The sequence below is a fragment of the Pedobacter sp. Leaf216 genome (assembly GCF_001421515.1).
GTDB lineage: Bacteria > Bacteroidota > Bacteroidia > Sphingobacteriales > Sphingobacteriaceae > Pedobacter.
Genome location: NZ_LMKM01000014.1, coordinates 57,623 through 82,462 on the forward strand (window position 1 = coordinate 57,623; position 24,840 = coordinate 82,462).

A 24,840-nucleotide genomic window follows, 5' to 3' on the forward strand; every position below is an offset into this window, starting at 1 on the left:
AAAAATCCTAAAGCAACTAAAATATTAACCAAAAAGATCACTGCTTAAGTAACGGTCACCACGATCGCAGGCAATAAATACTATAGTCCCTTTATCCAGTTCGCCTGCAAGTTTTAATGCAGCGGCACATGCCCCACCCGAACTCATGCCTGCAAACAAGCCTTCTTCTTTAGCCATTCTTCTCGACATTAAAGTGGCTTCTTCCTGTGCAATATCCATCACACGATCTACCCGCTCTGGCTCAAATATTTTAGGTAAATATTCAACAGGCCATCTCCTTATTCCCGGTATAGATGAACCTTCGGTAGGTTGGCAGCCAACAATCTGTATATCTTTATTTTTTTCTTTTAAAAAACGTGAGCAGCCCATAATGGTTCCTGTAGTACCCATCGAGCTTACAAAATGAGTAATCGCTCCGTTGGTATCTTTCCAGATTTCCGGTCCTGTTGTTTTGTAGTGTGCAAGGTAATTATCTGAATTTGCAAACTGGTTGAGCAAAAAATACCCCTCGCTGCTTCCTTTTTCTTCCGCATAATCTCTACAATCTTCAATGCTATCCAATAAAGTTACCTGCGCACCAAATGCCTCCATGGTTACCTTACGTTCGCGTGTAGAGTTGGCAGGCATTACCAGTTCAATATCCAAACGGTATAAACTTGCAATCATCGCCAGCGCAATACCCGTATTACCACTTGTTGCTTCAACCAGTTTTGTACCAGGTTTTATTTCGCCACGTTCTATTGCGCTCCTGATCATATTTAGCGAAGCCCTGTCTTTAACGCTTCCTCCCGGGTTATTGCCTTCTAATTTAGCAAATACCCTCACTGCCGGATTAATGTTCAGCTTTTGCAGCTCAGCCATTGGCGTATTTCCGATCAGATCGATTATTCCTGCCATATTTTAATATGTTAAATGGTTTCTTTATGGTTTCTTATGGTAATGATTGGCGAATGATACGCTGTAGAAAACGCCGGAATACTATCTGTAAGCCAAACGTTCCCCCCTATGATACTATCATGGCCGATAACGGTTTCGCCTCCTAAAATGGTTGCCCCAGAGTAAATTACTACCCTATCCTCTACCGTTGGATGGCGTTTGCTGCCTGCCAATGTTTTTTTTACACTCAATGCTCCTAAGGTTACGCCCTGGTAAAGTTTCACATAGCGCCCAATTGTACTGGTTTCGCCGATTACAATCCCTGTTCCATGATCGATGTGGAAATATTCGCCGATACTGGCCGCAGGGTGGATATCAATACCTGTTTTAGAATGCGCATATTCAGTGAGGATTCTGGGTACCAGCGGAATGCCGAATTGGTAGAGCATATGGGCAATACGATAGAAACAGATGGCATAAAAACCAGGATAAGTTCTAACCACCTCAAACCTGCTCTGTGCCGCCGGATCGCCCTCGTATATCGCAACAATATCGGTATTTAATACCCGATAAAGTTCGGGCAACATTCCGAAAAACTGACCGGCTGCATTTTTGCATTCTGCATTTTTAAGCTTACAGCTACTCGATATAATATCATAAAGCTCTAGTTCCAAAACTGAAATATAAGCCTTTACTTCTTCTACAGTTGCAAATACCTTGGCCGAGTTTTCTGGAAAAAGCACCTGAATGAGTCGTTCCGCCCAAAGGGAGATGACTTCATTTGGTGGGATATTTGGTTGCTCTTGAGGGTTTTTAAATATTTGTTCAAAAAAATGGTCTTCCATAATCGGTGGTCATACCTGGTCAATCTGCTCATCGACTAGGTATATAGATTTAATCGCTAAATGTAAGTTTTGTTTTTTTAAACCAAAACAAATACTGCTGTTTTATCTTAAAAATTGCGCACCAATAACAATGAAATAAATTAATAGGTGCTATTCCTGATGGTGCTGAACCGAACCAGCAGTATGTTTTCGTAGTATTTTATAAAGTACTTTTAAATCAAAAGGTTTACTGATGTAATCGTCGAATCCATGCAGCTTATAGTTCAGGTGGATATCAATGTTACAACTTAACGCAAGCACCGGGAGGTATGGATATTTATTTTTAATGGATTGGCAAATGCAGGTTGCATCTTTCCGGTTGAGGCGAAAATCCAAAATAACAGTGTGAGGCTTGAAATTATCTACCAGTTCCATAAAACCTGGTTTAAAACCGATGGTTCCAAGGGTGATAAATCCTTCTTCTTCCAATGCAATTTTGAGTACCTCTAAAATAGATCCGTCAGTTTCCTCAATTAATATCCGATGCATTATATTGTATTTATAACAATTTATATTAAGATAGGAATTTTGAAGCTAAAACCTGAAGGAATAACCCTGAAATAAAGAAAACAGGTATAAATACAAAATATTACTACACCTATGAGGTTTATACGTATACATTGTGCAAGAATATAAATATTTCTAAAACACTGTTCTGAAACTAGTGTTCTCTCTATATGTTTATTACCGATAAAACAACGGCAAAGGAACTGGATCGGGTTTATATCGGTGAAGAAATTACCTTTGAAGAGAAATCTGGCCTGGTATACCGTATTGCAGTATTCAAGTCGATAAGCCTAAACAGCTACGTATTTCAGCTTGTAGATGGAGAACTGATTATCATCCGCAGAAATTGGAATAAGAATAATCAGATTTAATAAAGTATTCCGATCGGCAAACCCGACCGGAATTATGCATATTAATTTATTTTTTCTGTTCAGATAAAAAAGTAACTAAAGAAGCAAGTTCTTCGTACGACAACGAATTGGCCAAACCTTCAGGCATCATGGAGTTTTCCATTTCCTTTCTCGTTAAAATATCGCCTGCCTTTATGGTAAATACTTCCCCGGCAATGTTGCGCAAAACAACTTTGGCAGCTGTTTCTTCGGTGATAAAACCCATATAGGTATGATCACCTTTGGCAGTAATTAATACCGATGCAAAGCCTTGTGAAATAGAAGCACTAGGTTTTAATATAGATTCTGCAATCTGCTCACGGTTCATGATGGAGCCAATCTGCCCCATAAACGGACCTTTCATTTTTTCACTTTTACTTAAGCTATGGCAAGCAATACAACCCTGGTTATTGAAAATGTTTCTTCCTTTTAGCGGATTTCCCTGTAATTTATTAATGGCCAACAATACATCTTCAATAGAAGATTTGCCTACCTGGCCTTTTTGATTTTTAATTTTTTCCAAATCAATTTTAGGTTCTTCTGCAGCTGCTACTTTTTCCTCTTCAGCAAATTCAGGAATATCCATCCTTTGGCGCGCATTTAAATCTACATAAAACTGTTTGCCCTGGGCACCTGCTTTTGCAGCCTCTGCCTTTAAAAACTTCTCAATTGCAGGAGAGCCTTCCCATGAAACAGCTTTAAAGTATGGGCCATGCGAATCGGGGCGTGTACCCCACCACCAGCTCGCATCGTAAGCAATTTCCTTTTTATACAAACGGCCCAACGTAACCAAAATCTGTTGCTTTAACTTTTCATCTTTCGATTGATTGTAATTTTCAATCAAGCCATTAACAGCTTTTTCGGTATGGATATAACGCAACGCCCAAAGTGCAAGTGTTGAATTTTCGGTTTTAACAGCAGCAAGCAAAGCATCTACAGCATTAAGATCAACCAAAGCACGAACAGCTAAGTGAGGTAAAATAATTGCTGAGTTTGGCGTAGCATGCGGCCCTTCTGTACCTTTGGCAGGCGCAGTAAATGAAGCCGGAACATTTGTTTGTAAAAGTACATTGGCTACTTCTGCTCGCCCTAAACGGTTTAAACCAATTATGGAAGTGGCCTGAACGCGTAAAGAAGAATCTTTTAGCCCTGCCAAAAATGGTTCTACAGGTACCTTATCAATGTAAGTTTTACGGTCGGCAAGTGCCTTTAAAGCAAATTCTTTTAAGGTTTTATCTTTGGTAAATTCAACTAAAGTAGCAATACCATTCTCTTTGGTGAGCTGTGCATATGTAAAAATACCCGCCACACGTACATCAAGTGCTAAACTTTGGTCGGAAGCAATTTTTAATGCCGCATTAATGGCCTGTTTATCATTGCGTAACACCAATTCTTGCGAAGCCGTAAGCCTTGCCACTGCGCTATTTGATTTTAGTAATTCTGTTAGTTTTTTAACAGAAGCTTTTTTAACATCTGGAAAAGCCTTATAAGTCCAGTTGTTTGGCACTGCACGAACAATGTATCCTTTATCCGGGCTACCAGAATAACCTGCACCATCCCATGCTGAAAGGTAGAGCCTTCCTGAGCCATCAACATCTAAATCGGTAATTTGAGGTAATTTGATAAACTCTTCATCCTTTTGTGTAAAGGTTGGTCCATCGGTTGATACACGGTGGATGTAAAGCATGCTTCTGCCCCAGTCGGCCATCATTGGCACATGGTTATATTGTTCAGGCCAGTTGGGTTCATCCATAAATAATGCACCTGTACCCGATCCTCCACCTAAATCTGCCAACGCAGGAATAATTTCATCTGTAAAATTCTGAAATAAAACCGGATAGCCATATTCACCTGATTGGATGTGGTGAGAGAAACGCACATTCCAACCCCCACCATCATTGGTATTTTCGCGGGTAAAAACATTCATATAAGGATCAATCGCTACATCGTACACATTGCGGGTACCATGCGTAAATATTTCCATTTCGGTACCATCGGGGCGCACGCGCAATATGCCACCGCCAAGCATGGTTAACTTTTTGCCTGAGCGATCTACCGCATCGTGAAATCCAAAATCTCCAACCGAAATATAAATCCACCCATCAATTCCCATTCTTATGCCATTGGTGGCGTGGTCGGTACCACGTTCGCGGATGTATTTTGCATTGCTAATGTGCTCAATAAGTGGCTTTTCTGGTCCATCTGCCTTTCCATCGCCGTCTTTATCTTCAAATACGACTAAATTCATACCGGTAGCCTGCTTTGTTTCTTTAGAAAAAGTGGTGTGCAAAACAAATACCTGGTTTCCCTGCACAATAATCCCCCTTGGGTTATCTACTTCTGCAAAATCTACATGCTGGTCCATTTTGCCATCATTATCCTTATCAATTAATTTCAGGATATGTCCTTTACCTGGATCTTTTCCTAAAGAGCCGATCATATCAACACCAACAAAAACTTCGCCTGTTGGGGCAACGGCTAAACAAGCCGGACTTGGGGTAACATCAGGGCCTGCAAAATTGGTAATGGTTAATTCGGGCGGTAAGGCCTGTGATGCTTTTGGTTCATTGAATAAGCTTTTTAGTCCAAAAAAAACTAATGTAAACGAAATTAAGCTTAAAGAAAATTTAATCATTTGTGTGTGTTATTATTTTCTGGTTAGTTGTCGGGTAAACATACAAAAAAATCTAAATTCTATTATGCCACAATTTTGTGCTGTTTTATGCACTTATTAACCAATCGCGTGTTATTAAATTCTTTTTTTTGAATTCTGTTACAGCAGCTAAAGAAAATTTAAATATCTTCTTTAAATTTTAAAGTAAATTAACGCTTCATGCGTCTACCTATTAAAGATTGAGTCAAATCCTTCACAATAGTTACTAAAAAAAACAATTCCAATAAAATAGCCCAAACATCTGATTTATTATTGCAGTAATGCTTTAAAAAACAAACAAATAGATGAAAAACATAATAAAAATGGAACAATTAAATAGTTTAAACACATTTTAACAAATTATTTTAAAAAACAGTTGGTTCGAAAAAGATATTTTATTATATTTACTAAATCCAACATTCATTAAATCAGTACGTTATGAAAAATATTCTTTATTTCTTCCTGACTGCCCTGATTTCCTCCATTGCGCTGTTAATCACGAAGGATGCTTCTGACCCTGAATTGGTTTATAGTACAGTGGTGTTAATATGGATTCTGTACATCTGGTACCATATTTATGCTGCTAATAAGAGGAACTACAGTGAGTAGTCTGCATTAATTTTTTTTATACTTTCCCGCACAATATAGCCCGGGCTGTTTGGTAATGCAATAAGTTTTACAAAAGCATTTTCGGCCATCTTCCTTTTTGTATCCTTCAACGCTTATAACAAAAGCGGCATTACTGTTAAAATGGTAACATAATTTAACATTTAGCTCAGGTACATCAACAACTAAAGTTATTATCTTCGTAGAAAACTAAAACGTAGCAGTTTACGTTTATAACTTAGCCTGGCAAAAATACCAGCATACATATAAAACTTAATGAACTTGGAGTATCGACCTCGTACATGGGGTAGATAAGCGCACAAGATCATGAAATCAAAAGCAAAATTCCCCTGTTTAACGGGAAATTCTTTTTACGCCGAAGTTCGCCGTAGGGTAAATAAAGATTTTAAGGAAAACAACAGAAGTACAAATGCCAACAAATTAATGTGGTTTAAAGCCTGCTTTTTCTTAACCGTATTCCTGGTACTTTATTTTGTGATATTACTTTTACCCATTAGCACTGCATTACTTTTAGGCTTAACTGTTTTACTTGGCGCAACATGTGCTTTTATAGGCTTTAACATTTGCCATGATGCTATTCATGGCTCTTTTTCAAACTCTAAACGGATCAATTCATTTTTCAGTTTCCTTTTTCATATGGTGGGTGCAAACCCTTATGTTTGGAACATTACGCACAATGTGGTGCACCATACTTACACCAATATCCCCGGGCATGATGAAGATATTGAAGTGGCTCCAGGTTTAATCCGCATTTGTAATGAGGATGAATTAAAGCCCCACCAACGTTTCCAGCAATGGTATGCTTTTCCTTTATACAGTTTGGCTTCACTCTCGTGGGTATTCCGCAAAGATTATAAAAAATTCTTTCAGAAAAGCGTAGGGGCCTGTCAGCATACACACCCAAAAATTGAATATTTTAACCTTTTTTTCTATAAATTCCTTTATTATTTTGTGTTTATCGGTTTGCCCATTTTGGTAATGCCGCTTAGTTGGTGGCAGGTTGCCATTGGTTTTGTGGTATTGCATATGGCTCAGGGATTAACCATGGGACTTGTTTTTCAGTTGGCCCACGTTGTAGAGGGAACAACTTTCCCTGTAACCAACGCCGATGGTAATATGGAAGAAGCCTGGGCAGAGCACCAAATGCGCACTACAGCAAATTTTGCCACTGAATGCCGCATTTCAGCATTTTTTCTTGGCGGGTTAAACAGACAAATTGAACACCATCTTTTCCCAAAAATATGCCATATACATTATGGAAGAATTGCAGGCATTGTTAAGCAAACGGCTTTAGACTTTAACCTGCCTTACCATGAAAATGCAACTTTCCTTCTCGCTTTGCGCTCCCATTACCGCATATTAAAGAAAATGGGCAGGCCTGAGCTGGCTGATTAATTTTTCGTGCTAGAAGTATAATCTTGTACAAAGTTAAGTTGATCATCAGTTTAACCACTTAAAAAATTAACGGGTTAACTTTATAAGTTATTGACTTATGAATACTTTTCTATTCACAAAAACTTAACATAAATCCATTTCTTCAAAGGGCAGAACTTTTTATCTTAGCAATATGTACTGGTACGAAGAAGAGGTTAAACAATTGGAGAAAAGGCATCGAATGGATCGCGAGCATCCGGGAATTATTTTCTACGGGAGTTCATCAATCCGCTTATGGAAGAATTTGGAAGATGATTTTGATTTCACTAAAGTTACCAACCTGGGTTTCGGCGGTTCTACCCTAGCTGCTTGTGTTTGGTTTTTCGAACGGATCATGACTGATTATAAACCCAAATCGTTAGTGGTTTATGCTGGCGATAACGACCTTGGAGATGGCCGGAACCCTGAAGAGATCTTTATTTTTTTTCAGCAGTTAATGGTTAAGGTAAATTTAAGGTTTGGCCCCCTGCCCTGTTATTTTATTTCTTTAAAGCCAAGTTTAAACCGTTGGCATATGGCCGATCAGTTTAGGTATACCAATAACCTGATTGAAAGTGAAATCATTAAAATTAATGGCAACTGGAAATTTATTGATGTATTTAAAAAAATGCTAAATAAAGCGGGCAATCCTGATCCTGCATTATACGATCATGATGGCTTACACCTAAGCGAAGAAGGTTATCGTTTATGGGCCGAAATTGTTAAAGATAAAATAGGTTAATCATTACCTATAATTAATATCCCGATAACATCGAAGCACTACTTTTCCATAAAGAATTTTAAGCAAATGAACAGGGAATACCATAAATGGTTCAGCCATAACCTTCAAAGGGATATGGAATTGTTAGTTTTCGGACAAAGCGGGCGGGCAGTTATCTTTTTTCCTACGCGGATGGCCCGGTTTTATGATTACGAAAACTGGGGAATTATCGCCTCATTGAGCGATCAGATTGAAAACGGCGAGCTTCAGGTTTTTTGCGTGGATAGTATTGATGGCGAAAGTTTTTATAATAATGAAGTATTTCCTTCAGTGCGGATTGAACGTCATCTCCAGTATGAAAAATACTTATTGGAAGAAGTAATGCCACTTATTGATCAAAAAAACGGTGGCGGTTATATAGAAACTGCAGGCTGCAGCATGGGCGCTTACCACGCCATCAATCTGGCCATGAAGTACCCATGGTTATTTAAAAAAGCTGTTGGAATAAGCGGCCGTTATGATCTTACGGATAATATTGGTGATTTTAGAGATTTATTAAATGGTTTTCATAACGAAAAAGTGTATTACAACATGCCAGCTCAATACATTGCCAATCTTAATGATGATAAATTACTTTCGGAAGTGCGAAGTATGGAAATCATCTTGGCAGTTGGCGAAACTGACCCATTTTTAAGTGGAAACCAGCACCTGAGCAGTCTTTTATGGGAAAAAGGAATACCCAATCAGTTTCATACCTGGCAAAGCAATGCGCACCGACCCCATTACTGGCGAAAAATGGCACCAATGTACATTTAAGTGTCATGTAAAATGAATGATTATTGTACAGCGGGAAAATAATATTGTTTAACGTGCACCGTGTCGAAAGGTGTTGTGGTTCCTTCAACAGCCAAAACGATATTAGATTCTACCAACCACTTTTCACCCTGAACACTAGTTTTGGTTACCCTTATACCTTTTACTGTCCCGGTTAAAGCTTTTAAAGATATTGAAAGACATGATGGGCAATCACTTACATATTTTACCCTGCCCTCAGCTACATCCTTATCATTAAGAACAAAATTATCGCCCATCATCGGAGCCAGGAAATAAAATGACCTCGCGCCATAACCTATGTTTTTTGACCAGAAAACGCGGTATTGTCCGGTGGTTAAGGTAATCTGGCGATCAAGCATTGTGGCCTTATTTACATATTGATAATAACAGGTTGTACCCACCGGGCAACCGGTTAAATCTTTATCGTCTACAATGGTTTCAATAGGGTCTGCGGTTTTCTTTTTACAGGCGAGCAAAGTGCTTAGCGCGATTAAAAGAATGGCTGTAGGCTTGAAAGCGTTTTTCATGTGGATTTAGTTTTTGTAATCAATACGGGATCAAATGAATTTGCGCTACACCTGATACATTAAGTTTATGTTAAATTATTTTCAGCATCAATTAAACCCGGAATATATTGAACCAGAAAATTCTAAAAACTTTATATTAACATTGATTGAACAAGAAAATATTAAGTTTGCATACAAACAAATTAAATCTCGAAAAACATGAAACAAGGATTATTAATAGATATGGATGGGGTGATTTATAGCGGCGAAGAATTGATATTTGGTGCTGATAAATTTATTAAAAAATTAATCGACGAAGATATTCCTTTCGCTTTTATGACCAATAATAGCCAGCGAACCGGTTTGGAGGTTGTGCGCAAGCTTAAAGGCCTTGGCATTAAGGTTGAAGAAAGTCACGTTTATACCAGTGCAATGGCTACAGGTAAATTTCTTTCCGATCAAAGTCCGAATGGTACCGCATACGTACTGGGCGAAGGTGGTTTATTAAGCAGTTTACACGATCACGGAATAACGCTGGTAAATACCGACCCAGAATTTGTAGTGCTTGGAGAAGGAAGAAACTTTACGCTAGAAATGGTTCAGAGAGCCGTAGATATGATTCTTGCGGGCGCAAAATTCATCACGACGAACAGAGATCCATCGCCTAAAAAACCAGGATGGAACAACCTTGGGATTGCCGCAACCACAGCCATGATTGAAGAAGCTACAGGCAGAAAAGCGTTTGTAACAGGCAAACCTAGTCCGGTGATGATGCGTTCGGCCCGTAAATTCCTCGGACTCGAAACCAGCGAAACTACTGTTATTGGCGATACCATGGAAACCGATATTCAAGGCGGCGTACAGATGGGTTATAAAACAATTTTAGTTCTGTCGGGTATATCAAGCAAAGATACTTTAGGTCATTATGCTTTTAAACCTGATATGATTGCCAGTTCGGTTGATGAGATAAAGTTTCCTTTAACCTGGTGGGAAGGGAGGTAGTTTTGAGTTGGGAGTTTTGAGTTTGGAGTTGATGGTTTATGGTCAATGGTTCATAGTCAATGGTTCATAGTCAATGGTTCATAGTCAATGATTTATAGTCAATGGCTCATAGTCAATGGTTCATAGTCTATAGTTCATAATTCAGGGATTGGCATTACGAGAGTGCCACGCTTCAGATGAATCTTTTAAAGGAATTTGAAAAAACAAATACAAAGATTTCTCCACTACGGTCGAAATGACGCTAAACAAGTATTTACTCCATATACCGTATAACGGCAAAAGATTATTTACGTCACACCCGTCATCCTCGCGCAGGCGGGGATCTTAATGCGGTGTTTATTTTAGTCTTAAATAGTCCTCGTTTGTAACGAGGATTTTTGAGGTACGCATTTGCAATGCGAAAATTATTCCTTTAAGGAGTGATAAAATCGCTTTACTCGTACATCCTCGTTACAAACGAGGACGATGTAGGTATTTACTCCATACCGCATGACGGCAAAAGAATATTTAATTCGTACCGTCATCCTCGCGCAGGTGGGGATCTTAATGCAGCGTTTATTTTAGTCTTAAATAGTCCTCGTTTGTAACGAGGATTTTTGAGGTACGCATTTGCAATGCAAAAATAATTTCTTTAAGGAGCGATAAAATCGCTTTACTCGTACATCCTCGTTACAAACGAGGACAATGTAGATTATTTACGCCACACCGTCATCCTCGCGCAGGCGGGGATCTTAATGCGGTGTTTATTTTAGTCTTAAATAGTCCTCGTTTGTAACGAGGACTATTTAAGGTACGCATTTGCAATGCGAAAATAATTCCTTTAAGGAGCGATAAAATCACTTTCCTCGTACATCCTCGTTACAAACGAGGACGATGTAGATGTTCATCTTTGAATTCTCCGTGCCTTCCATGTCTCCGTGGCAAAAACTGATCTCTGTGTAAGTCTGTGGTTAAAATAATTAACCCTCAGAAATAAGTTATGTTCTATTTATAATATAAAGTAAGATCACTTAACGCATAATTAACTAGGCCCTTACCAGAAAATGTTCTGGCATTTCGGCTGCTTTAAGCATAAAATTATGAAGTTCGTAGTTTTTAACAAAAGGTTTTAACAGTTCCGATCCGGGGCCGAACATTGTAAGCTCAACATAATCGCCAGTGTGGTTCATACCCGCCCATTGCACATCTGTGTATTTACTTAAAATCTTGCCGTATTCGTAAAATGGAAGGTTTGCTTCGTTATATAACTGGTTAGGAACAATATCTTTAAAATGAGCAAGTAGCGATTTTACATCGTCGGCTTTCATTTCGATACCCTGATTTTCTTTAATCATTTCCATGATTTTTTGTTCACTGAAAGATTGGTTCAGTTGGGCAAGCAACCAGGTATTACTGTGTTTAAAGTTTTGTAAGCTATCAAATTTTTTATTGGCTTCATCTGCATAAAAGAGGCCAGGATTTGCATTGCCATGGTCTGTAGTAATAATTACCAATGTTTCTCCATCTTTTTCAGCAAACTCAATTACTTTTCCCACCGCTTCATCAAAAGCCAATTGATCGAATATTAATCCACCTAAATCATTTGAATGCGCTGCCCAATCTACCTTTCCGCCTTCAATCTGTAATGCGAAACCATCTCTATGATCTTTCATCAAATCAATGGCCTTAACAGTCATTTCGGCTAATGTTGGCACCATTTTTTGCAATTCAGCATCGTGCATACGGTCTACCTCGTAAGGGAGTCCATCTTCAGCAAACAATCCTAATATCGGCTTGGATTGATCCAGGGCCAACATTTCATTTCTATTTTCTGCAACCCTATATCCCTGGGATAAGAATTTAGGTAAAAGGTTTCCTCCTGCTCTTTTTTCGCCGAAATATTTACTTCCGCCACCCATCATTACATCGAATTTTAGGCCTAAATAAATTTCAGCAATAATATCCTGTCCACCACGGTTATCCAGGTTAACGCAAAAACCTGCAGGGGTGGCATGGGTAATGGGTACGGTGGTTACACAACCAACTTTTTTACCTTTTTCTTTAAATTTCTGAAGAATGGGTTGAGGTTTCTCCCCTTTCATTCCAACATTGAGCGAACCATTTCTTACACGTAACCCACCACCCCATGATGAGCTTGCCGCTGCAGAATCGGTAACCATCGAACTGGCAGAAGCGGTATCCATTAATGCTCGAACAGCCTTATTATCACGATATAAACCTAACCATTTACTGCTTTTACCGAAAGTGCGGCTGGCATACAAATCTGCCATATTCAAAGTGCCTATGCTCATCCCATCGCTCACCATCATGATAATGTTTTTTGCTTTTTTTATTCCTCCAACCGGGGCGGCTAATACATCTTTAAACCCAACTAATGGAGCACTTAAGCCGGCTAATAATCCGCCTTTTAACAATGATCTTCTATTCATATTTTTTTAAGGGTGTTGCCTTTTTACTATTTCGTAAATAATGGTTTAGACTGAGCGTAACTACTGGATGGAAAATTATGGCGAACTGATGTAGGATGATTTGAACGCAGCATTTTCTGGTGAGATAAAGAATCGGTATCAGTAACAGACTCCATTTCATTGGAAGGTAACTTAATGTGGTTACCAGCTGGCGATTTTGGAGGTTGTAGTTCTTTATTCATGGTAAGCAGCGCAACTGCCGGGATAACCATTAACATGCCTATACATGAAATCAATCTCATATCAATTAAATTATTTAAACCACGGGGTATTTTGATGCTGATTTTATTTACAAAGATGTGTGCCAGCCATTACCAATGTGGTGATATAGCATTATGAAATTGTTAAAAGTTTAGCACAGTTTTAATTGAATATTAAGGGAATGGCTAAAACTTATATTTGGTTAGCGTCATTTCAAAACTACGGTATTCGACTTTAAAGCCGTTGATTATAGGCATGCAAAAGCAATAGCATGATACAGGCAATTAATAATAACCACAGATYAACAGRATGMACACAGYTATAAGAATCCGTGTTTATCTGTGTCCATCTGTGGTTAAGAGATAGAGCGTTGCATAAATTCTGTCAATCCAAATCATTTGGAAAGCAGGTTCCAGAACGTTCTGTTAAGCGTTTGTTCCGGCTTTTCGATGCGATCTTTTTAGCCTATACAAAGGCCCTACTTCAAAAAAGGATCTCCTCTGCAATCTGGTTTAAAAAAATAGTTTTGTGGTACTATTCAAGGTTGGATAATGCCTGGCATAACACAAATAATTAATAAAACTACAGATCAACAGGATGAACACAGCTATAAAAATCCGTATTTATCTGTGTCCATCTATGGTTAAGAAATAGAGCGTTGCATAAATTTTGTCAATCCAAATCATTTGGAAAGCAGGTTCCAGAACGTTATGTTAGGCGTTTGTTCCGGCTTTTCGATGCGATCTTTTTAGCCTATACAAATGCCTTGCTTCAAAAAAGGATCTTTTCTGCAATCCGGTTTAAAAAAATAGTTTTGTGGTACTATTCAAGGTTGCATATTGCCTGGCATAACACAAATAATTAATAAAACCACAGATCAACAGGATGAACACAGTTATAAAATCCGTGTTTATCTGTGTCCATTTGCAAACGCTCCAAACGCTTAGGTTCACCACCACTCATTCTTTTCTCCAATTCTAAAAACTCCTCGGGGCTTTGCCAGCGTTTAATTTCGGGGTCGTAGATCCAATGTTTAGCGGCTTTTGCTTTTTCGTAAATGGTAAAATAAGTTACCGTTGGTTTAGGCGGTTCTTCGTACTTAAAATTCTCCCATTTTTGGTAACGCTCGCTTTTGGTGATTAGTTCTTTGGGTTTCATTTTACAGATGATAAAATATGGTATTTTACTTTTTCTTGCGTTTTTTTGGTTTATCCGTAATTTGGTTTAAAGTTTCTGCTTCTTTTAATAAATAGCGTTTAATCAGTTCTATTAATTCTTTCATCATCATTTAGTTTAATGCATTCCAGCCATTGGTATCTTAACCCAACAGCGTTAAATCAACACAAAAATACTAAAAATATTAGTAATCACTATTCCAGTTATCAACACTCTTTTGAGTTGTACAACTAACTATTCTAATAATCGCCATTGCCATTTATAATGATGCCCCCGCTTTTTATAATGATGCCCCCGCTTTTTATAATGAYGCCCCCGCTTTTTATAATGAWGCCCCCGCTTTTTATAATCCTTTTCTTATACTCAGTTAAGAAGCGTTAGCCATAAACCACTATACTTCGTTCCTAAACCCGGTAGCAACGAAAATCCTTTTTATTGCTTTAAAAAGAATCTCTATTATGCTTGCAGCTGGTAGCATAATATCTGCAATAAAAAGATTGAAGTGCATAACGGGAATGCAGAACCAATGGAAAGCTAAACGTTCATTTTCAAGCATTACGGCAATGGTCATAAAATGAATAAAACAAAAATTGCGCACCTGATCATTATCGAAAACAAAACATTTTTTCTTCTACAAGCTATCTTAAACAGCATTAAAAACCCAAGGTGTTTATTTAGATTGAAGCGCATACCTGATGTTATGGTTTTTGCTTAATGCCCAGGCCCAGAAATATGGTGATGGATCGAACTTACGCCCATATTAATAAATTATAAACTTCAATGCTTTATTGCCTATCTTTCAGCACTAACCAAACTTCAGAATTACTTCAGAATTGGAACCTACCTTCGCCATTTATCTACAATGGGCAGCATGCTAGTTTCAGTTTCGATTAATCATTAATTATGAGCATCAAATCAACAACCAATACTTTATTACATAATAGATTTGGACCCGTTTTTTTAGCTACCCTGTTATTATGCGGAATATCGCTCCTCACCAGGCTTGCCTTACTGCTATTTAGTGCCACATTGGTTGATTGGTCGATACTTAACCTGTTCAAAATATTTGTTATCGGTTTGTTTTACGATCTGGCTGCTGCATCTTTCGCGGTAATTCCGATTGTACTGTACCTGTGGCTTATGCCTGCAAAATGGTATGGCCGTAAGTTTAACAGGGTATTGCTGTTTATCTATTTTTTCATTGTTGTTTTTACGCTCATTTTTAATGCCGTATCCGAATGGTTTTTTTGGGAGGAATTTTCGGTGCGTTATAATTTTATAGCCGTCGATTATTTGGTATACACCACAGAAGTTATCGGTAATATCCGCCAGTCGTACCCCATTAACAGCATTATGGTTGGGCTGGTAATTATTACTGCGGTTGTTATATATCTTTTACGCAAAAAAATTACCTGCTCTACCAACCACAAAACCAGTTTTGGCCAGCGCACAAAAGTTGCGTTGGTGCTATTGTGCCTGCCTGTTTTTACCTATTTCTGTATCAGCCATAAATTAAAATACCTAAGTAAAAACCAATATGTAAATGAGCTCTCGGGCAATGGGATGTATGATTTTGGCTTTGCCTTTTGGAACAATCAACTCGATTACAATACTTTTTATAAAACGATTCCGATTAAAAATGCCGAAACAATTTTAAGTCATTTATTGCAGCAAGATACCCTTGCTAAAAACGGAACGTTTAAAAACACATCCAGAAACATTAGCAATGCAGGCACCGAAAACAAAATGAATGTAGTGCTGATTAGTGTAGAAAGTTTAAGTGCCGAGTTTTTGGGCACCTTCGGCAACACGCAGCACATTACGCCCCAACTGGATTCGCTTGCTAAAGAAGGACTCCTTTTTAATAACCTATATGCATCCGGAACCCGCACCGTGCGTGGTTTGGAAGCACTTTCGCTCTGTATCCCTCCTACACCCGGACAATCGATTGTGAAACGGCCTGATAATAAGAATCTGTTCACATTAGGAAGTATATTCCGTGCAAAAGGCTACAACAGCAGGTTTATTTATGGTGGTTATGGTTATTTCGATAACATGAACGAGTTTTTTTCGAACAATGGCTATCAGGTTACCGACAGAAGTGCCTTACAAGATTCGGAAATTCATTATTCCAATATCTGGGGCGTAGCCGATGAAGATCTGTTTACGCTTTCATTACGCGAACTGGATAAAGATTATAAAAATAACAAACCGTTTTTTGCACAGATTATGACCGTTTCCAACCACCGCCCATATACCTATCCCGATGGCAGGATTGATATACCATCACACACAGGCAGAGAGGGAGCAGTTAAATACACCGATTATGCCATTGGCAGGTTTATCCGCGAGGCAAGGCAGAAACCATGGTTTGCAAATACCTTATTTGTTATCGTAGCCGATCATTGTGCATCCAGTGCAGGCAAAGTGCAGTTACCGGTTGATAAATACCACATCCCGATGATTTTTTATAGTCCTGGCCACATTGCACCTGGTACATTTGATAAGTTAACTGCCCAGATTGATATTGGGCCTACTATTTTAGGCTACCTTAATTTTAGTTACAACAGTAAATTTTTCGGTCAGGATGTTTTTAAAATGAAAACCAGTGATGAACGTGCTTTTATTAGTACTTACCAGAGTTTGGGTTACATTAAAAACAACAAACTGGTTATACTCGATCCGAATAAAAAGGCTGCCACTTACAAACCCGATTTTAAAACGGGCAGTTCTGTAGCCATACCAGCCGATCAACAGCTGATTAATGAAGCAATTTCCAATTATCAGATGGCCTCTTACCTCTACCAAAATGGTTTATATGGTTTTGAAGCTCAAAAGAAATAATTACGATAACCTACAAGCATGAGCATAAACATTGGATTGGTGATTTGGAAAGAGATGAAAGCAAAATCTTTCAGCAGAGAACAACTGGCCGAAGCTGCAGGCATTAGCAAACACCGGGTAGGCACTTTACTTAAATCGACTACGATTGATACGGGTATTTTAACCAGGATTTCGATAGCACTCGAGGTTAATTTTTTTGAATATTACCGCAAGGATGAAGACCTGGCCAGGTTTGAAACCAACCTGAACACCCAAAGCAATGATGGCATAAGCTCGCTTAAAAACCTGATCAAAGAGAAAAACCGATTGCTCGAACTTTATAATGAAACCATTAAAAGTCAGAAAAAAATTATTGCCTCGTTAGAGCATATGAAAGAATTGTAAGCAAGTTTTTTATTTGCTGATTTGGAGCTGATGATGCCATTCTTTAAGCATTTCAGGATGATTTAATATTTCATCCTCATTTAAATCTTCTTCCAGCTCGCTCAACTTAAAATCGATTGTATCGGTTATGGTGCTGCTGATATTTAGTAAATGATCTATCTCTTGGTTTAGCAGGTATTCCAGCAGTTCGAATAAGGCACATGCAGCATTTAAGGCGTAAGTACCCAATGGATCAGTAAATTCTTCGGTATCGGGCAATACCGCTTCCAGTTCGGCTAAAAGTTGCTTTACTTCGTGTTCATCTACAACATTAGCAATGGCATTTTTAGCACATTGAATCGATCTTTTCAAAATATCAGGATTCCCCCAGTTAAACTGCGCATAAAAATCAATATAATCAGGTAGCAGTCTATCGCAGATGTTTACAGCAAAAGCAATGCGCTGATTTTTGGGCAAAATGGATAACTGATCGCTCAGCTGTTCGTAAAATTGTGTAGCATTCATTTAATTGCAGGTTAATTGCCCAATCTTGATAAAAGCAAGGCATTAAGTTTTGCAAAGATATGCCTAATTTTTACAGCTACAATTTAGCAGCCTATTCATATTTCAAAGCCTCAACCGGATTTGCTTTTGCTGCCTTATAAGCCTGAAAACCTACTGTTAAAAAAGCAACCACAGCAGTACCAATAATGGCAATTAAGATCATAGAAAATGAAATAGTTGTTCTGAATTCAAAACCGGCAAGCCATTTATTCATAAAGTAATAGGCCAAAGGCACACCGATAAATGCCGCTACCAAAACCATTTTTAAAAAAGATACCGAAAGCAATTGCATAATGCTACATACCGAAGCCCCCAATACGCGGCGCACGCCAAACTCTTTGGTGCGCTGCTCGGCACTGTAAGCCACTAAACCATATAAACCAAGGCACGAAATCAGTATTGCAATACCTCCGAACAGATTGGCCAGAATACCGAGTATTTTTTCAGATTGCAGTTTCCTGGTGAACAGATCGTTTACAAATTTAATTTCTACAGGGTATTGCGGATTGATCTGCTTGGCAATTGCCGAAATCATTTCCACATTTTTGCTTAAACTATAGTTGGGATTTAAGCGCAAATTAATGTTGCTATTTTCATTTTTACTAAAATTAATCACCATAGGCTTGCCCGGGCGGTAGGGAGAATCCCATAAGAAATCTTTAAAAACAGCAATCACTTTTAATTTATTACCAAAAAGCTCAACAGTTTTACCCACCGGATTTTTTAACTGCATTACCTTAACTGCATTGCTGCTCAACATAATGGTGGCTGTATCTGAAGCAAAATCTTTTGAAAAATCGCGCCCATCCAACAGTTGTATTCCAGTGGTTTTAACCAGATCGTATTGGGTTTGAAGCCGGTTAAATACAATTTCTTTCCCTTTCTCTTCCATATCGGGCCACTTAAGTCCGTAAAACCAATTGCCTACATGCGTCATGCTCTGGCTGCTTTGATTAACTGCTATGGCCGCACCGCTTTTAAGTACCTGCGCTTTAAACAATTCAAACTTAGCCGATAAGTTACCATCCTGAGCCATCTCTGCAAGCAGATTGCTGTTATAGCCTATCGGCCTGTTTTTGATGTACTGCATCTGCTTGTAAATTACCAATGTGGAGATGATGAGCATAATGGCAAAACAAAATTGGCCAACTACCAGCACCTGCCTTAAATTAATCGGAATTAACCTGGCCCTTGCCACCTTATTTTTTAAAGTTTGGATGGGGTTAAACGATGAGAGAAAAAATGCCGGATACATGCCCGATAAAAGGCCGGTAAACATTGCTACCCCTAAAATGCCTACCCAATAGGCTACATTGGTATAACCGATTGTAATATCGATATCCAATAAGTTATTGAAAATGGGCAAAGTAACCTCTACAATTACAACGGCAAACAATACCGCCACTACCACCAGCACCATGGCTTCGGTTAAAAACTGAATGATTAAAGATCCCCTTGTTGCCCCTATCGTTTTTTTAATGCCCACCTCCTTTGCACGCCGTTCTGATTTAGCGGTGGCCATGTTCATAAAATTGATGCAGGCTACCAGCAAAATACCAAACGCAAGGGCAACAAAAAGGTAAATGCGATCAATATCGCCACCTATACTTTTACCATTTTTAAATTCGCCATATAAATGTAAATCGGATAATGGATACAGGAAATTCTGATTTTTTTGTTCTTTATAGTTTTCATTAAAGAGTAATTTAACTTTTGCGTTAATGGGCGCAATAAGTTTAGGATTGTTAACTTTTGCAATTGTAAGAAAACTAAAATCGCCCCAGCCTGGATTTTTAACATATGGGTTTATGCTTTGAAAAAAAGCCCACGACATTAAATAATCGTACCTCAGCGTGGTATTGGCAGGCAAATCTTTCATCACCCCAGTTACCTTTAAATTAAAAGCATCTTTATAGCGCACAGTCTTATTCAAAACCTCAGTAGTACCAAACAAAAGTTTTGCCATGCTTTCTGTCAATACTATCCCATTTTGTGCATTTAAAGCCGTATTCGGATCACCTGCAATAAACCCGTAACTAAACACTTTAAGTATTTCGGGGTCGGCAAAAAGATCAGTCTTTTTAAAGCTTTTTTCTCCATTGGCAATTAGCGAATTATCTCCCCCACCGATGCGGGTAATGGCATCAACCTCTGGTATTTTATTTTTAATGGCCATTGCAATCCCATTGCCGGGTACACCTCCGGTACTGGTAATTTTCCCTGATGCATCCTGAAAATTGGTCATTACCTGATAAATCTTATCGGCATCTTTAAAATGACGGTCGAAATTTACTTCATAATTTACATATAGCAGCAATAAAAGGCACGCAGATAAACCAACAGCCAAACCTATAATGTTGATTACAGAAGAAACCTTATTTCTCCAAAGGTTGCGTAAAGAAATTTTTAAATTTAGACTGAACATGGCATCACTGGTTGATCTGTTAAACAAATATAACTTTGCTATGCACAACCAAGTGCGTGCCAAGAGGAAAAAAATGCATTATATGACTTAAATGACGGTATTTATGATTCGACCAATCAAATAGCGTTCGTTATCGGACAGCAAGTGTACACCCGCGGACAGTAAAAAAACATATTTGTCAAATATTGTTAAATGCAAAAAGCCTCACATTTCTGTAAGGCTTTTGATGTGATCCCGCTGGGATTTGCACCTAGTGCTAAAATCAGCGTTGAAATAGTATAATTGCGGTTTTCGATTTTCACTCACCTAATCGCTCACCAATTTTTTTGATACGTTTTAGCTGCAATTGCTATGTAAATATAATCATTCTCTTTTAAAATTGGAAGTAATTTAAGTTACTAATCACTGGCGGTTCGACTCCGGTACTGAGCACTATCCGGTTTTTTAGCCGAAATTATAGAGGGTTGCTTATAAAAAAAAACAACCCTTTTTTGTTGATTTTCAGTAAGTTATCATTGAAGGTTGGTTCGATAAAAGCGGTTCTAAATGACTCATCACCCCATACCAGGCTTTCTACAGAGCTGGTAAATTGGAAGAGGCGCTAAAGTGGGAACAAAAGGCGCTTGAGCTTGATTTAACGCGTCACAAGGGTGATGCGGCTTATAAGTCTGAATTTAGTGTGGCCATTGAGCGGATGAAAAAAGGAGAGAAGATTTGGATTGAGCAGAAATGATAAGATTAACATTAGCTTGGATTTACGATTTTAATCGTTCAATTAATCCTCGTTTAAAGATAAATTTAGTTCCTATAGTTTTTATTTTTTTTAGAAGCCCGGCTGTTGCTGGGCTTTTTTTTGGGTGCTATCTTAAGTTCAACATCAGGGTACTAGACTACTTTTTTAATGGCTGATTTAAATTGAAAAAGAGTGAGGTCTTATGCTAATCGGAAATACATAAACATATAAACTGACTTTCTTTATTCCTCAGTAGGCAATTACGATATTCAAAATCTTTAACAGTTCGATATAGTCTTTGGTATCTACTTTAACAAGTGAGATGAGTTTTACATCTATCCAAGTTTGGTCACTTGCTAGCATGTCTTCCAAATGGGTTTGCAATATTTCAGGCTCTTCATGTATTGTATAGACGATGACTAAGCGTGCAACGATAGTGGAATTTTTTACGCTTATCCAGGTATTGGTTTTTCCGAGGCTTCTATATCGTCTGGCGAGTAGGTTTTTGGCCATGAGGTAACGGTAGTAGAAGATTCTGATTTGTCTTGGGGTGGCATTGCTATAATCTTTTGTCGCTAGTCTTAAAATGTCTATTTCTTCAGCACTTAATTTTCCTCTTTCACGGTTTATATGTCCATTTTCGGCAGTTTGAGAGGGTTCTACGTATTCTGGAATGTAATCATCCTCTAGTTCTTGAGCCAGTAGCAATTCTTCATCAGCTTGTCGCTGCTGGTATTCTTCGATGTCGTTTTGAATTAAAATCTCTTGTAAATGAGGACTCATTTTAGCGTCTTGATGATTTTGATCCTGCTGGATAATTTCGGCTAGAGTCTTCAGCAGCACGTCTTTTTCACGGTCACTTTTTGTGAGCGCAAGCAGAAAGTCATCTCGGTCATGTATGGATAGCTTCCCTAACTTGATTCCTGAAATGAAAAGTTTATCCATGTATTCATCTGTCATTTTGTTAAGCCGAGCGTGATGGGTTTTCTCATCTGTCTTTTCGAGTGAAGTGAGGCTATGGTATTTGTTTCTGATGGCTAGTTTTAAAATGCGCTCGTCTACTGCGGCAACGATGAGTAATCTTTCGGCTATTTGCGGCTCTTCAAGTAATACACGCAGGGAGTCAATAATTTGTATTACTTTACCTTCGTTGCAACGGTCAATGTCTTCAACGAATAGGATGATTTTTTCTTCACCTAGGTTTTTTGTCGTGATCCAGCATTTGAGTAGATGTAAGGTTTCTTTTTGTATTTCAGCTTGCAAGCCTAGATGGTCTTTAAAGGATTGTTTTGAGCTGTATTTTAAAAAAATGTCTTTTGCTTTGGCAGCATAGTCTTTCTTGAACACGGGTATTATGGCGTAGAAAAATAAACTTATTGCCGCCGGTATCTTTAAGGTTTGGTAAAGCCAGTCAGAGGTCTTGATTTTATCTGCTACTAAGTTATCGATTAGTAGAATGCCAATAATGCTAATGGTTAAAATGCCTATGAATTTCAAGATGGGGAGCAGGCCTTCTCTTTGGTAATTTAATCTTATGAGTCTTGGGCCTTTTCTCACCCATTTTATAAATCTGTGTTCCTCTTTTCCATCATCGAAATATCTTTCAGCTAGTGATTCATAAAGGTAGGCCCAGGTGGCTGGGGTATCTTGGTATTTCCAGGCATGGAATTCTACCTTCATGAATCTTTTTGATTTTTTTAATTCTTTCCAAACCAAATCCATCAAAAATGTTTTTCCTCTTCCCCAGGTGCCGAAGATGCCAATCATGGTGCCTTGTTCTCCCGGAATGATTTTTATGATTTCGGCTAGTTCTTGCGCAAGTTCATTTGCTGCAAGAACAGGTTCGATGTTACGCTTATCCCTAAAGAGGATATCGCTTTCCAGTAAATGTTTCCTTGGAACGGTGATTGGATCAATGGCTTGTTGACTATTTGTTCCGGTAAACAAATCTGAGATGAGTTCATAGTTTCCGATGTAGTCAATAAAGAGAAGTTCCTTCTCTTTAAATCCGGGTACTTGGGCCCTTTGAATCAGGTCTTTTAGTTCTTGAGGGCTATAGAACTTTTTTAATGGGATGATGTTTTGGATATAGGGGTTGGTATCAATTATCCAGTTTGTTTTTACAATAAGTAAAACTTGAAGATTTGATTCTAAGTCTTTGAATTTTGTATGGATTTCTTGGAACTGCTCTTGCGCTAGTTCAACATGTATGGATGAGGAAATCCTAGATTCTGATAATTGATTTATTGATTCGCTAAGGTGTTCTGCATAAGCAGTTGAAGGACATATAATGATGGTTTTGCCTTTTTTGATTAAGGTTATTATGCTTTCAGCAAGGGAGCGTAAATAGTCATTTATGGGCTCATCTGGGGAAAATAATTTTTCATCTTCCCAATCAAACTGGGGCAGGTATTCGTGTAAGCGGGACTGCGCAGGGCTAAGTTCTAAGTTTACCCTTAGGTATTTGACAGGTGAGAGAATTCCATCTTCGATGGCTTGCTTGGTCGAGTAGACAAAGGTTGGCTCGCCGTATTCAGGATCTGCATTTTCATTGTTGATAAAAGCTAGGACATTGCTTTTGGGAAAGTCTTTTTGCACTTGGGATATCTTAAGCTGCTTTGAATGTTCTATGCCCATTAATACAATTAGGCTGATGGGATAGACTTGTTGATGCTGCTCTAAAAATCTAAAATACTCCTGTATGGTTAAGGCGAGGATCTTGGTGTTGCTCCAATCCAGTCTGTCGTGGTATTCTGCTACTGGTATTTTCAGCTTTTCTTCTATTTGGACAGAGAGCGAGGCTTTGGCAGTGATTGTTGGAGATATGATGATGATGCGTTCTGCTTGGTTCTCCATCGCCCCGCTATTCGCCAGAGCAGCAATTAACATTGAATGTCTTCCGGATCCTAGCGGCGTTGAAATTATGGTTTTAGCTTCTTGATCTTTTATTCGCTGAGCAACGATTTCGACAACTTGTTTCTGGATAAGGCTTAATGCATAGGAGAGTAATATCATATTTGAGCGTGTTTGTTCAAAAATAAATAATTAATCGCTTTGTTTTGTCTTGATTTGTTTGGTTTTATTAGCAAGAGAATTTTATGTTTTTGTGGTTAATTGGGGGTTAATGTACTGATAACCTGCATAAACCAATTCGATTGACCCCTTTTCGCCAATTTTGATTTATGAATAGACTGGCTGTAAACCAGTCATTGTAAATTAATTATTTTTGGTGAAAAGGGTCAAGGCTCTCTGGTTTGTCCACTTCGAATCTAAAAATCAATTGGTCTATCGTTTATGACTTCTGATTTCTCCATATTTTGAATTAAAGAAAACGAATCATTCATATTCTTTTTTCTTATTTAGATAAACAATCTGTAATCATAGGTTTTGCCTTCAAACCTAGATAGCAACTTTCCTATCCTTGCAATCTGATTAGAGGAATCTATGGTGGAAGGAAGTTTAGAATACAGGTCAAGAGAGTTCCAGTTCATTTTGGTTAATCCTAGGATCTCAGTTGCAATGACATTGATGTTGGCATCTCCGTAATGCTTGGTTGTGCACTTCCCCAAATTCAGACCAGTTAAAAGTAGAATTCTAGACCGAGCGCAGCGAGGCTATTAGAAAAACTATTAATTTTAATTGGCAATATGAAAA

At 38.3% G+C, this 24,840-nt stretch carries 19 protein-coding genes; 8 read left to right on the forward strand and 11 right to left on the reverse strand.

Going from position 1 to position 24,840, the window contains the following annotated elements; all coding sequences use genetic code 11:
* Positions 1-24: 24 nt before the first annotated feature.
* The 3 genes from cysM to ASE74_RS13350 all read right to left on the reverse strand — a co-directional run bounded on the left by cysM (position 25) and on the right by ASE74_RS13350 (position 2,249).
* On the reverse strand, positions 25-897 hold the full coding sequence (cysM, locus tag ASE74_RS13340; RefSeq protein ID WP_055909915.1) for a cysteine synthase CysM: 873 nt from the start codon (positions 895-897) through the stop codon (positions 25-27).
* Positions 898-908: 11 nt separating this feature from the next.
* Positions 909-1,721, reverse strand: coding sequence for a serine O-acetyltransferase EpsC (gene epsC / locus ASE74_RS13345; RefSeq protein ID WP_055909918.1), 813 nt, complete (start codon positions 1,719-1,721; stop codon positions 909-911).
* Between the two features lie 150 nt (positions 1,722-1,871).
* Positions 1,872-2,249 carry a response regulator gene (locus ASE74_RS13350; protein ID WP_055909921.1) on the reverse strand — a complete coding sequence of 126 codons (378 nt, stop codon included), beginning with the start codon at positions 2,247-2,249 and terminating at the stop codon, positions 1,872-1,874.
* A 188-nt stretch (positions 2,250-2,437) separates the two neighbouring features.
* Here ASE74_RS13350 and ASE74_RS13355 point away from each other — a divergent pair, with 188 nt between their 5' ends.
* A complete protein-coding gene (locus ASE74_RS13355; protein ID WP_055909924.1) occupies positions 2,438-2,638 on the forward strand; it encodes a hypothetical protein in 201 nt (66 codons plus the stop codon).
* Positions 2,639-2,684: 46 nt separating this feature from the next.
* Here the strand turns inward: ASE74_RS13355 and ASE74_RS13360 are convergent, their stop codons facing one another.
* On the reverse strand, positions 2,685-5,291 hold the full coding sequence (locus ASE74_RS13360; protein ID WP_055909927.1) for a PQQ-dependent sugar dehydrogenase: 2,607 nt from the start codon (positions 5,289-5,291) through the stop codon (positions 2,685-2,687).
* Positions 5,292-6,242: 951 nt separating this feature from the next.
* Between ASE74_RS13360 and ASE74_RS13365 the strand changes: the two genes are divergently transcribed.
* From ASE74_RS13365 to ASE74_RS13375, 3 genes are all read left to right on the forward strand, one after another.
* Complete coding sequence (locus ASE74_RS13365) at positions 6,243-7,331, forward strand: acyl-CoA desaturase (RefSeq protein WP_055909930.1); 1,089 nt, start codon at positions 6,243-6,245, stop codon at positions 7,329-7,331.
* A 172-nt stretch (positions 7,332-7,503) separates the two neighbouring features.
* Positions 7,504-8,091 carry a GDSL-type esterase/lipase family protein gene (locus tag ASE74_RS13370; protein ID WP_055909933.1) on the forward strand — a complete coding sequence of 196 codons (588 nt, stop codon included), beginning with the start codon at positions 7,504-7,506 and terminating at the stop codon, positions 8,089-8,091.
* A 66-nt stretch (positions 8,092-8,157) separates the two neighbouring features.
* A complete protein-coding gene (locus tag ASE74_RS13375) occupies positions 8,158-8,886 on the forward strand; it encodes an esterase family protein (RefSeq protein WP_055909936.1) in 729 nt (242 codons plus the stop codon).
* Positions 8,887-8,906: 20 nt separating this feature from the next.
* Here ASE74_RS13375 and ASE74_RS13380 read toward each other — a convergent pair whose 3' ends face one another.
* Positions 8,907-9,431: a hypothetical protein gene (locus tag ASE74_RS13380; RefSeq protein WP_055909941.1), complete on the reverse strand. Its 525-nt coding sequence runs from the start codon at positions 9,429-9,431 to the stop codon at positions 8,907-8,909.
* Between the two features lie 198 nt (positions 9,432-9,629).
* Here ASE74_RS13380 and ASE74_RS13385 point away from each other — a divergent pair, with 198 nt between their 5' ends.
* On the forward strand, positions 9,630-10,412 hold the full coding sequence (locus ASE74_RS13385) for an HAD-IIA family hydrolase (RefSeq protein WP_055909943.1): 783 nt from the start codon (positions 9,630-9,632) through the stop codon (positions 10,410-10,412).
* A 1,025-nt stretch (positions 10,413-11,437) separates the two neighbouring features.
* On the opposite strand, the gene ASE74_RS13390 is transcribed toward ASE74_RS13385, so the two are convergent.
* The 3 genes from ASE74_RS13390 to ASE74_RS13405 all read right to left on the reverse strand — a co-directional run bounded on the left by ASE74_RS13390 (position 11,438) and on the right by ASE74_RS13405 (position 14,239).
* The gene (locus ASE74_RS13390; RefSeq protein WP_055909946.1) at positions 11,438-12,841 is read right to left on the reverse strand and encodes an alkaline phosphatase; all 1,404 of its coding nucleotides are present in this window, start codon (positions 12,839-12,841) and stop codon (positions 11,438-11,440) included.
* Between the two features lie 26 nt (positions 12,842-12,867).
* Complete coding sequence (locus ASE74_RS13395) at positions 12,868-13,122, reverse strand: hypothetical protein (protein WP_157255425.1); 255 nt, start codon at positions 13,120-13,122, stop codon at positions 12,868-12,870.
* Positions 13,123-13,942: 820 nt separating this feature from the next.
* Complete coding sequence (locus tag ASE74_RS13405; protein WP_055909956.1) at positions 13,943-14,239, reverse strand: hypothetical protein; 297 nt, start codon at positions 14,237-14,239, stop codon at positions 13,943-13,945.
* A gap of 921 nt (positions 14,240-15,160) precedes the next feature.
* On the opposite strand from ASE74_RS13405, the gene ASE74_RS13415 reads away from it, so the two are divergent.
* Positions 15,161-17,101 (forward strand): LTA synthase family protein, encoded by a 1,941-nt coding sequence (locus ASE74_RS13415; protein WP_055909963.1) that lies wholly within the window; start codon positions 15,161-15,163, stop codon positions 17,099-17,101.
* Between the two features lie 18 nt (positions 17,102-17,119).
* Positions 17,120-17,485: a helix-turn-helix transcriptional regulator gene (locus ASE74_RS13420; protein WP_055909966.1), complete on the forward strand. Its 366-nt coding sequence runs from the start codon at positions 17,120-17,122 to the stop codon at positions 17,483-17,485.
* A gap of 9 nt (positions 17,486-17,494) precedes the next feature.
* Here ASE74_RS13420 and ASE74_RS13425 read toward each other — a convergent pair whose 3' ends face one another.
* Positions 17,495-17,989, reverse strand: a complete 495-nt coding sequence (locus tag ASE74_RS13425) for a DUF416 family protein (RefSeq protein ID WP_055909969.1) — start codon at positions 17,987-17,989, stop codon at positions 17,495-17,497.
* A 91-nt stretch (positions 17,990-18,080) separates the two neighbouring features.
* On the reverse strand, positions 18,081-20,453 hold the full coding sequence (locus tag ASE74_RS13430; protein WP_055909972.1) for an ABC transporter permease: 2,373 nt from the start codon (positions 20,451-20,453) through the stop codon (positions 18,081-18,083).
* Between the two features lie 589 nt (positions 20,454-21,042).
* Between ASE74_RS13430 and ASE74_RS25160 the strand changes: the two genes are divergently transcribed.
* Complete coding sequence (locus ASE74_RS25160; RefSeq protein WP_157255426.1) at positions 21,043-21,186, forward strand: hypothetical protein; 144 nt, start codon at positions 21,043-21,045, stop codon at positions 21,184-21,186.
* A 249-nt stretch (positions 21,187-21,435) separates the two neighbouring features.
* On the opposite strand, the gene ASE74_RS13435 is transcribed toward ASE74_RS25160, so the two are convergent.
* Entirely contained in the window at positions 21,436-24,201 is a 2,766-nt protein-coding gene (locus ASE74_RS13435) for a P-loop NTPase fold protein (RefSeq protein WP_055909981.1), read from the reverse strand.
* Between the last annotated feature and the right edge of the window lie 639 nt (positions 24,202-24,840).

What these genes read in the sequence shown, in the direction of transcription:
- ASE74_RS13355 (WP_055909924.1), top strand. Translation starts at nt 2,438, where the DNA reads ATGTTTATTACCGATAAAACAACGGCAAAGGAACTGGATCGGGTTTAT.
- ASE74_RS13365 (WP_055909930.1), top strand. Translation starts at nt 6,243, where the DNA reads ATGAAATCAAAAGCAAAATTCCCCTGTTTAACGGGAAATTCTTTTTAC.
- ASE74_RS13370 (WP_055909933.1), top strand. Translation starts at nt 7,504, where the DNA reads ATGTACTGGTACGAAGAAGAGGTTAAACAATTGGAGAAAAGGCATCGA.
- ASE74_RS13425 (WP_055909969.1), bottom strand. Translation starts at nt 17,989, where the DNA reads ATGAATGCTACACAATTTTACGAACAGCTGAGCGATCAGTTATCCATT.
- ASE74_RS13415 (WP_055909963.1), top strand. Translation starts at nt 15,161, where the DNA reads ATGAGCATCAAATCAACAACCAATACTTTATTACATAATAGATTTGGA.
- epsC (WP_055909918.1), bottom strand. Translation starts at nt 1,721, where the DNA reads ATGGAAGACCATTTTTTTGAACAAATATTTAAAAACCCTCAAGAGCAA.
- cysM (WP_055909915.1), bottom strand. Translation starts at nt 897, where the DNA reads ATGGCAGGAATAATCGATCTGATCGGAAATACGCCAATGGCTGAGCTG.
- ASE74_RS13360 (WP_055909927.1), bottom strand. Translation starts at nt 5,291, where the DNA reads ATGATTAAATTTTCTTTAAGCTTAATTTCGTTTACATTAGTTTTTTTT.
- ASE74_RS13430 (WP_055909972.1), bottom strand. Translation starts at nt 20,453, where the DNA reads ATGTTCAGTCTAAATTTAAAAATTTCTTTACGCAACCTTTGGAGAAAT.
- ASE74_RS13395 (WP_157255425.1), bottom strand. Translation starts at nt 13,122, where the DNA reads ATGAGATTGATTTCATGTATAGGCATGTTAATGGTTATCCCGGCAGTT.
- ASE74_RS13435 (WP_055909981.1), bottom strand. Translation starts at nt 24,201, where the DNA reads ATGATATTACTCTCCTATGCATTAAGCCTTATCCAGAAACAAGTTGTC.
- ASE74_RS13405 (WP_055909956.1), bottom strand. Translation starts at nt 14,239, where the DNA reads ATGAAACCCAAAGAACTAATCACCAAAAGCGAGCGTTACCAAAAATGG.
- ASE74_RS13390 (WP_055909946.1), bottom strand. Translation starts at nt 12,841, where the DNA reads ATGAATAGAAGATCATTGTTAAAAGGCGGATTATTAGCCGGCTTAAGT.
- ASE74_RS13420 (WP_055909966.1), top strand. Translation starts at nt 17,120, where the DNA reads ATGAGCATAAACATTGGATTGGTGATTTGGAAAGAGATGAAAGCAAAA.
- ASE74_RS13385 (WP_055909943.1), top strand. Translation starts at nt 9,630, where the DNA reads ATGAAACAAGGATTATTAATAGATATGGATGGGGTGATTTATAGCGGC.
- ASE74_RS13350 (WP_055909921.1), bottom strand. Translation starts at nt 2,249, where the DNA reads ATGCATCGGATATTAATTGAGGAAACTGACGGATCTATTTTAGAGGTA.
- ASE74_RS13375 (WP_055909936.1), top strand. Translation starts at nt 8,158, where the DNA reads ATGAACAGGGAATACCATAAATGGTTCAGCCATAACCTTCAAAGGGAT.
- ASE74_RS13380 (WP_055909941.1), bottom strand. Translation starts at nt 9,431, where the DNA reads ATGAAAAACGCTTTCAAGCCTACAGCCATTCTTTTAATCGCGCTAAGC.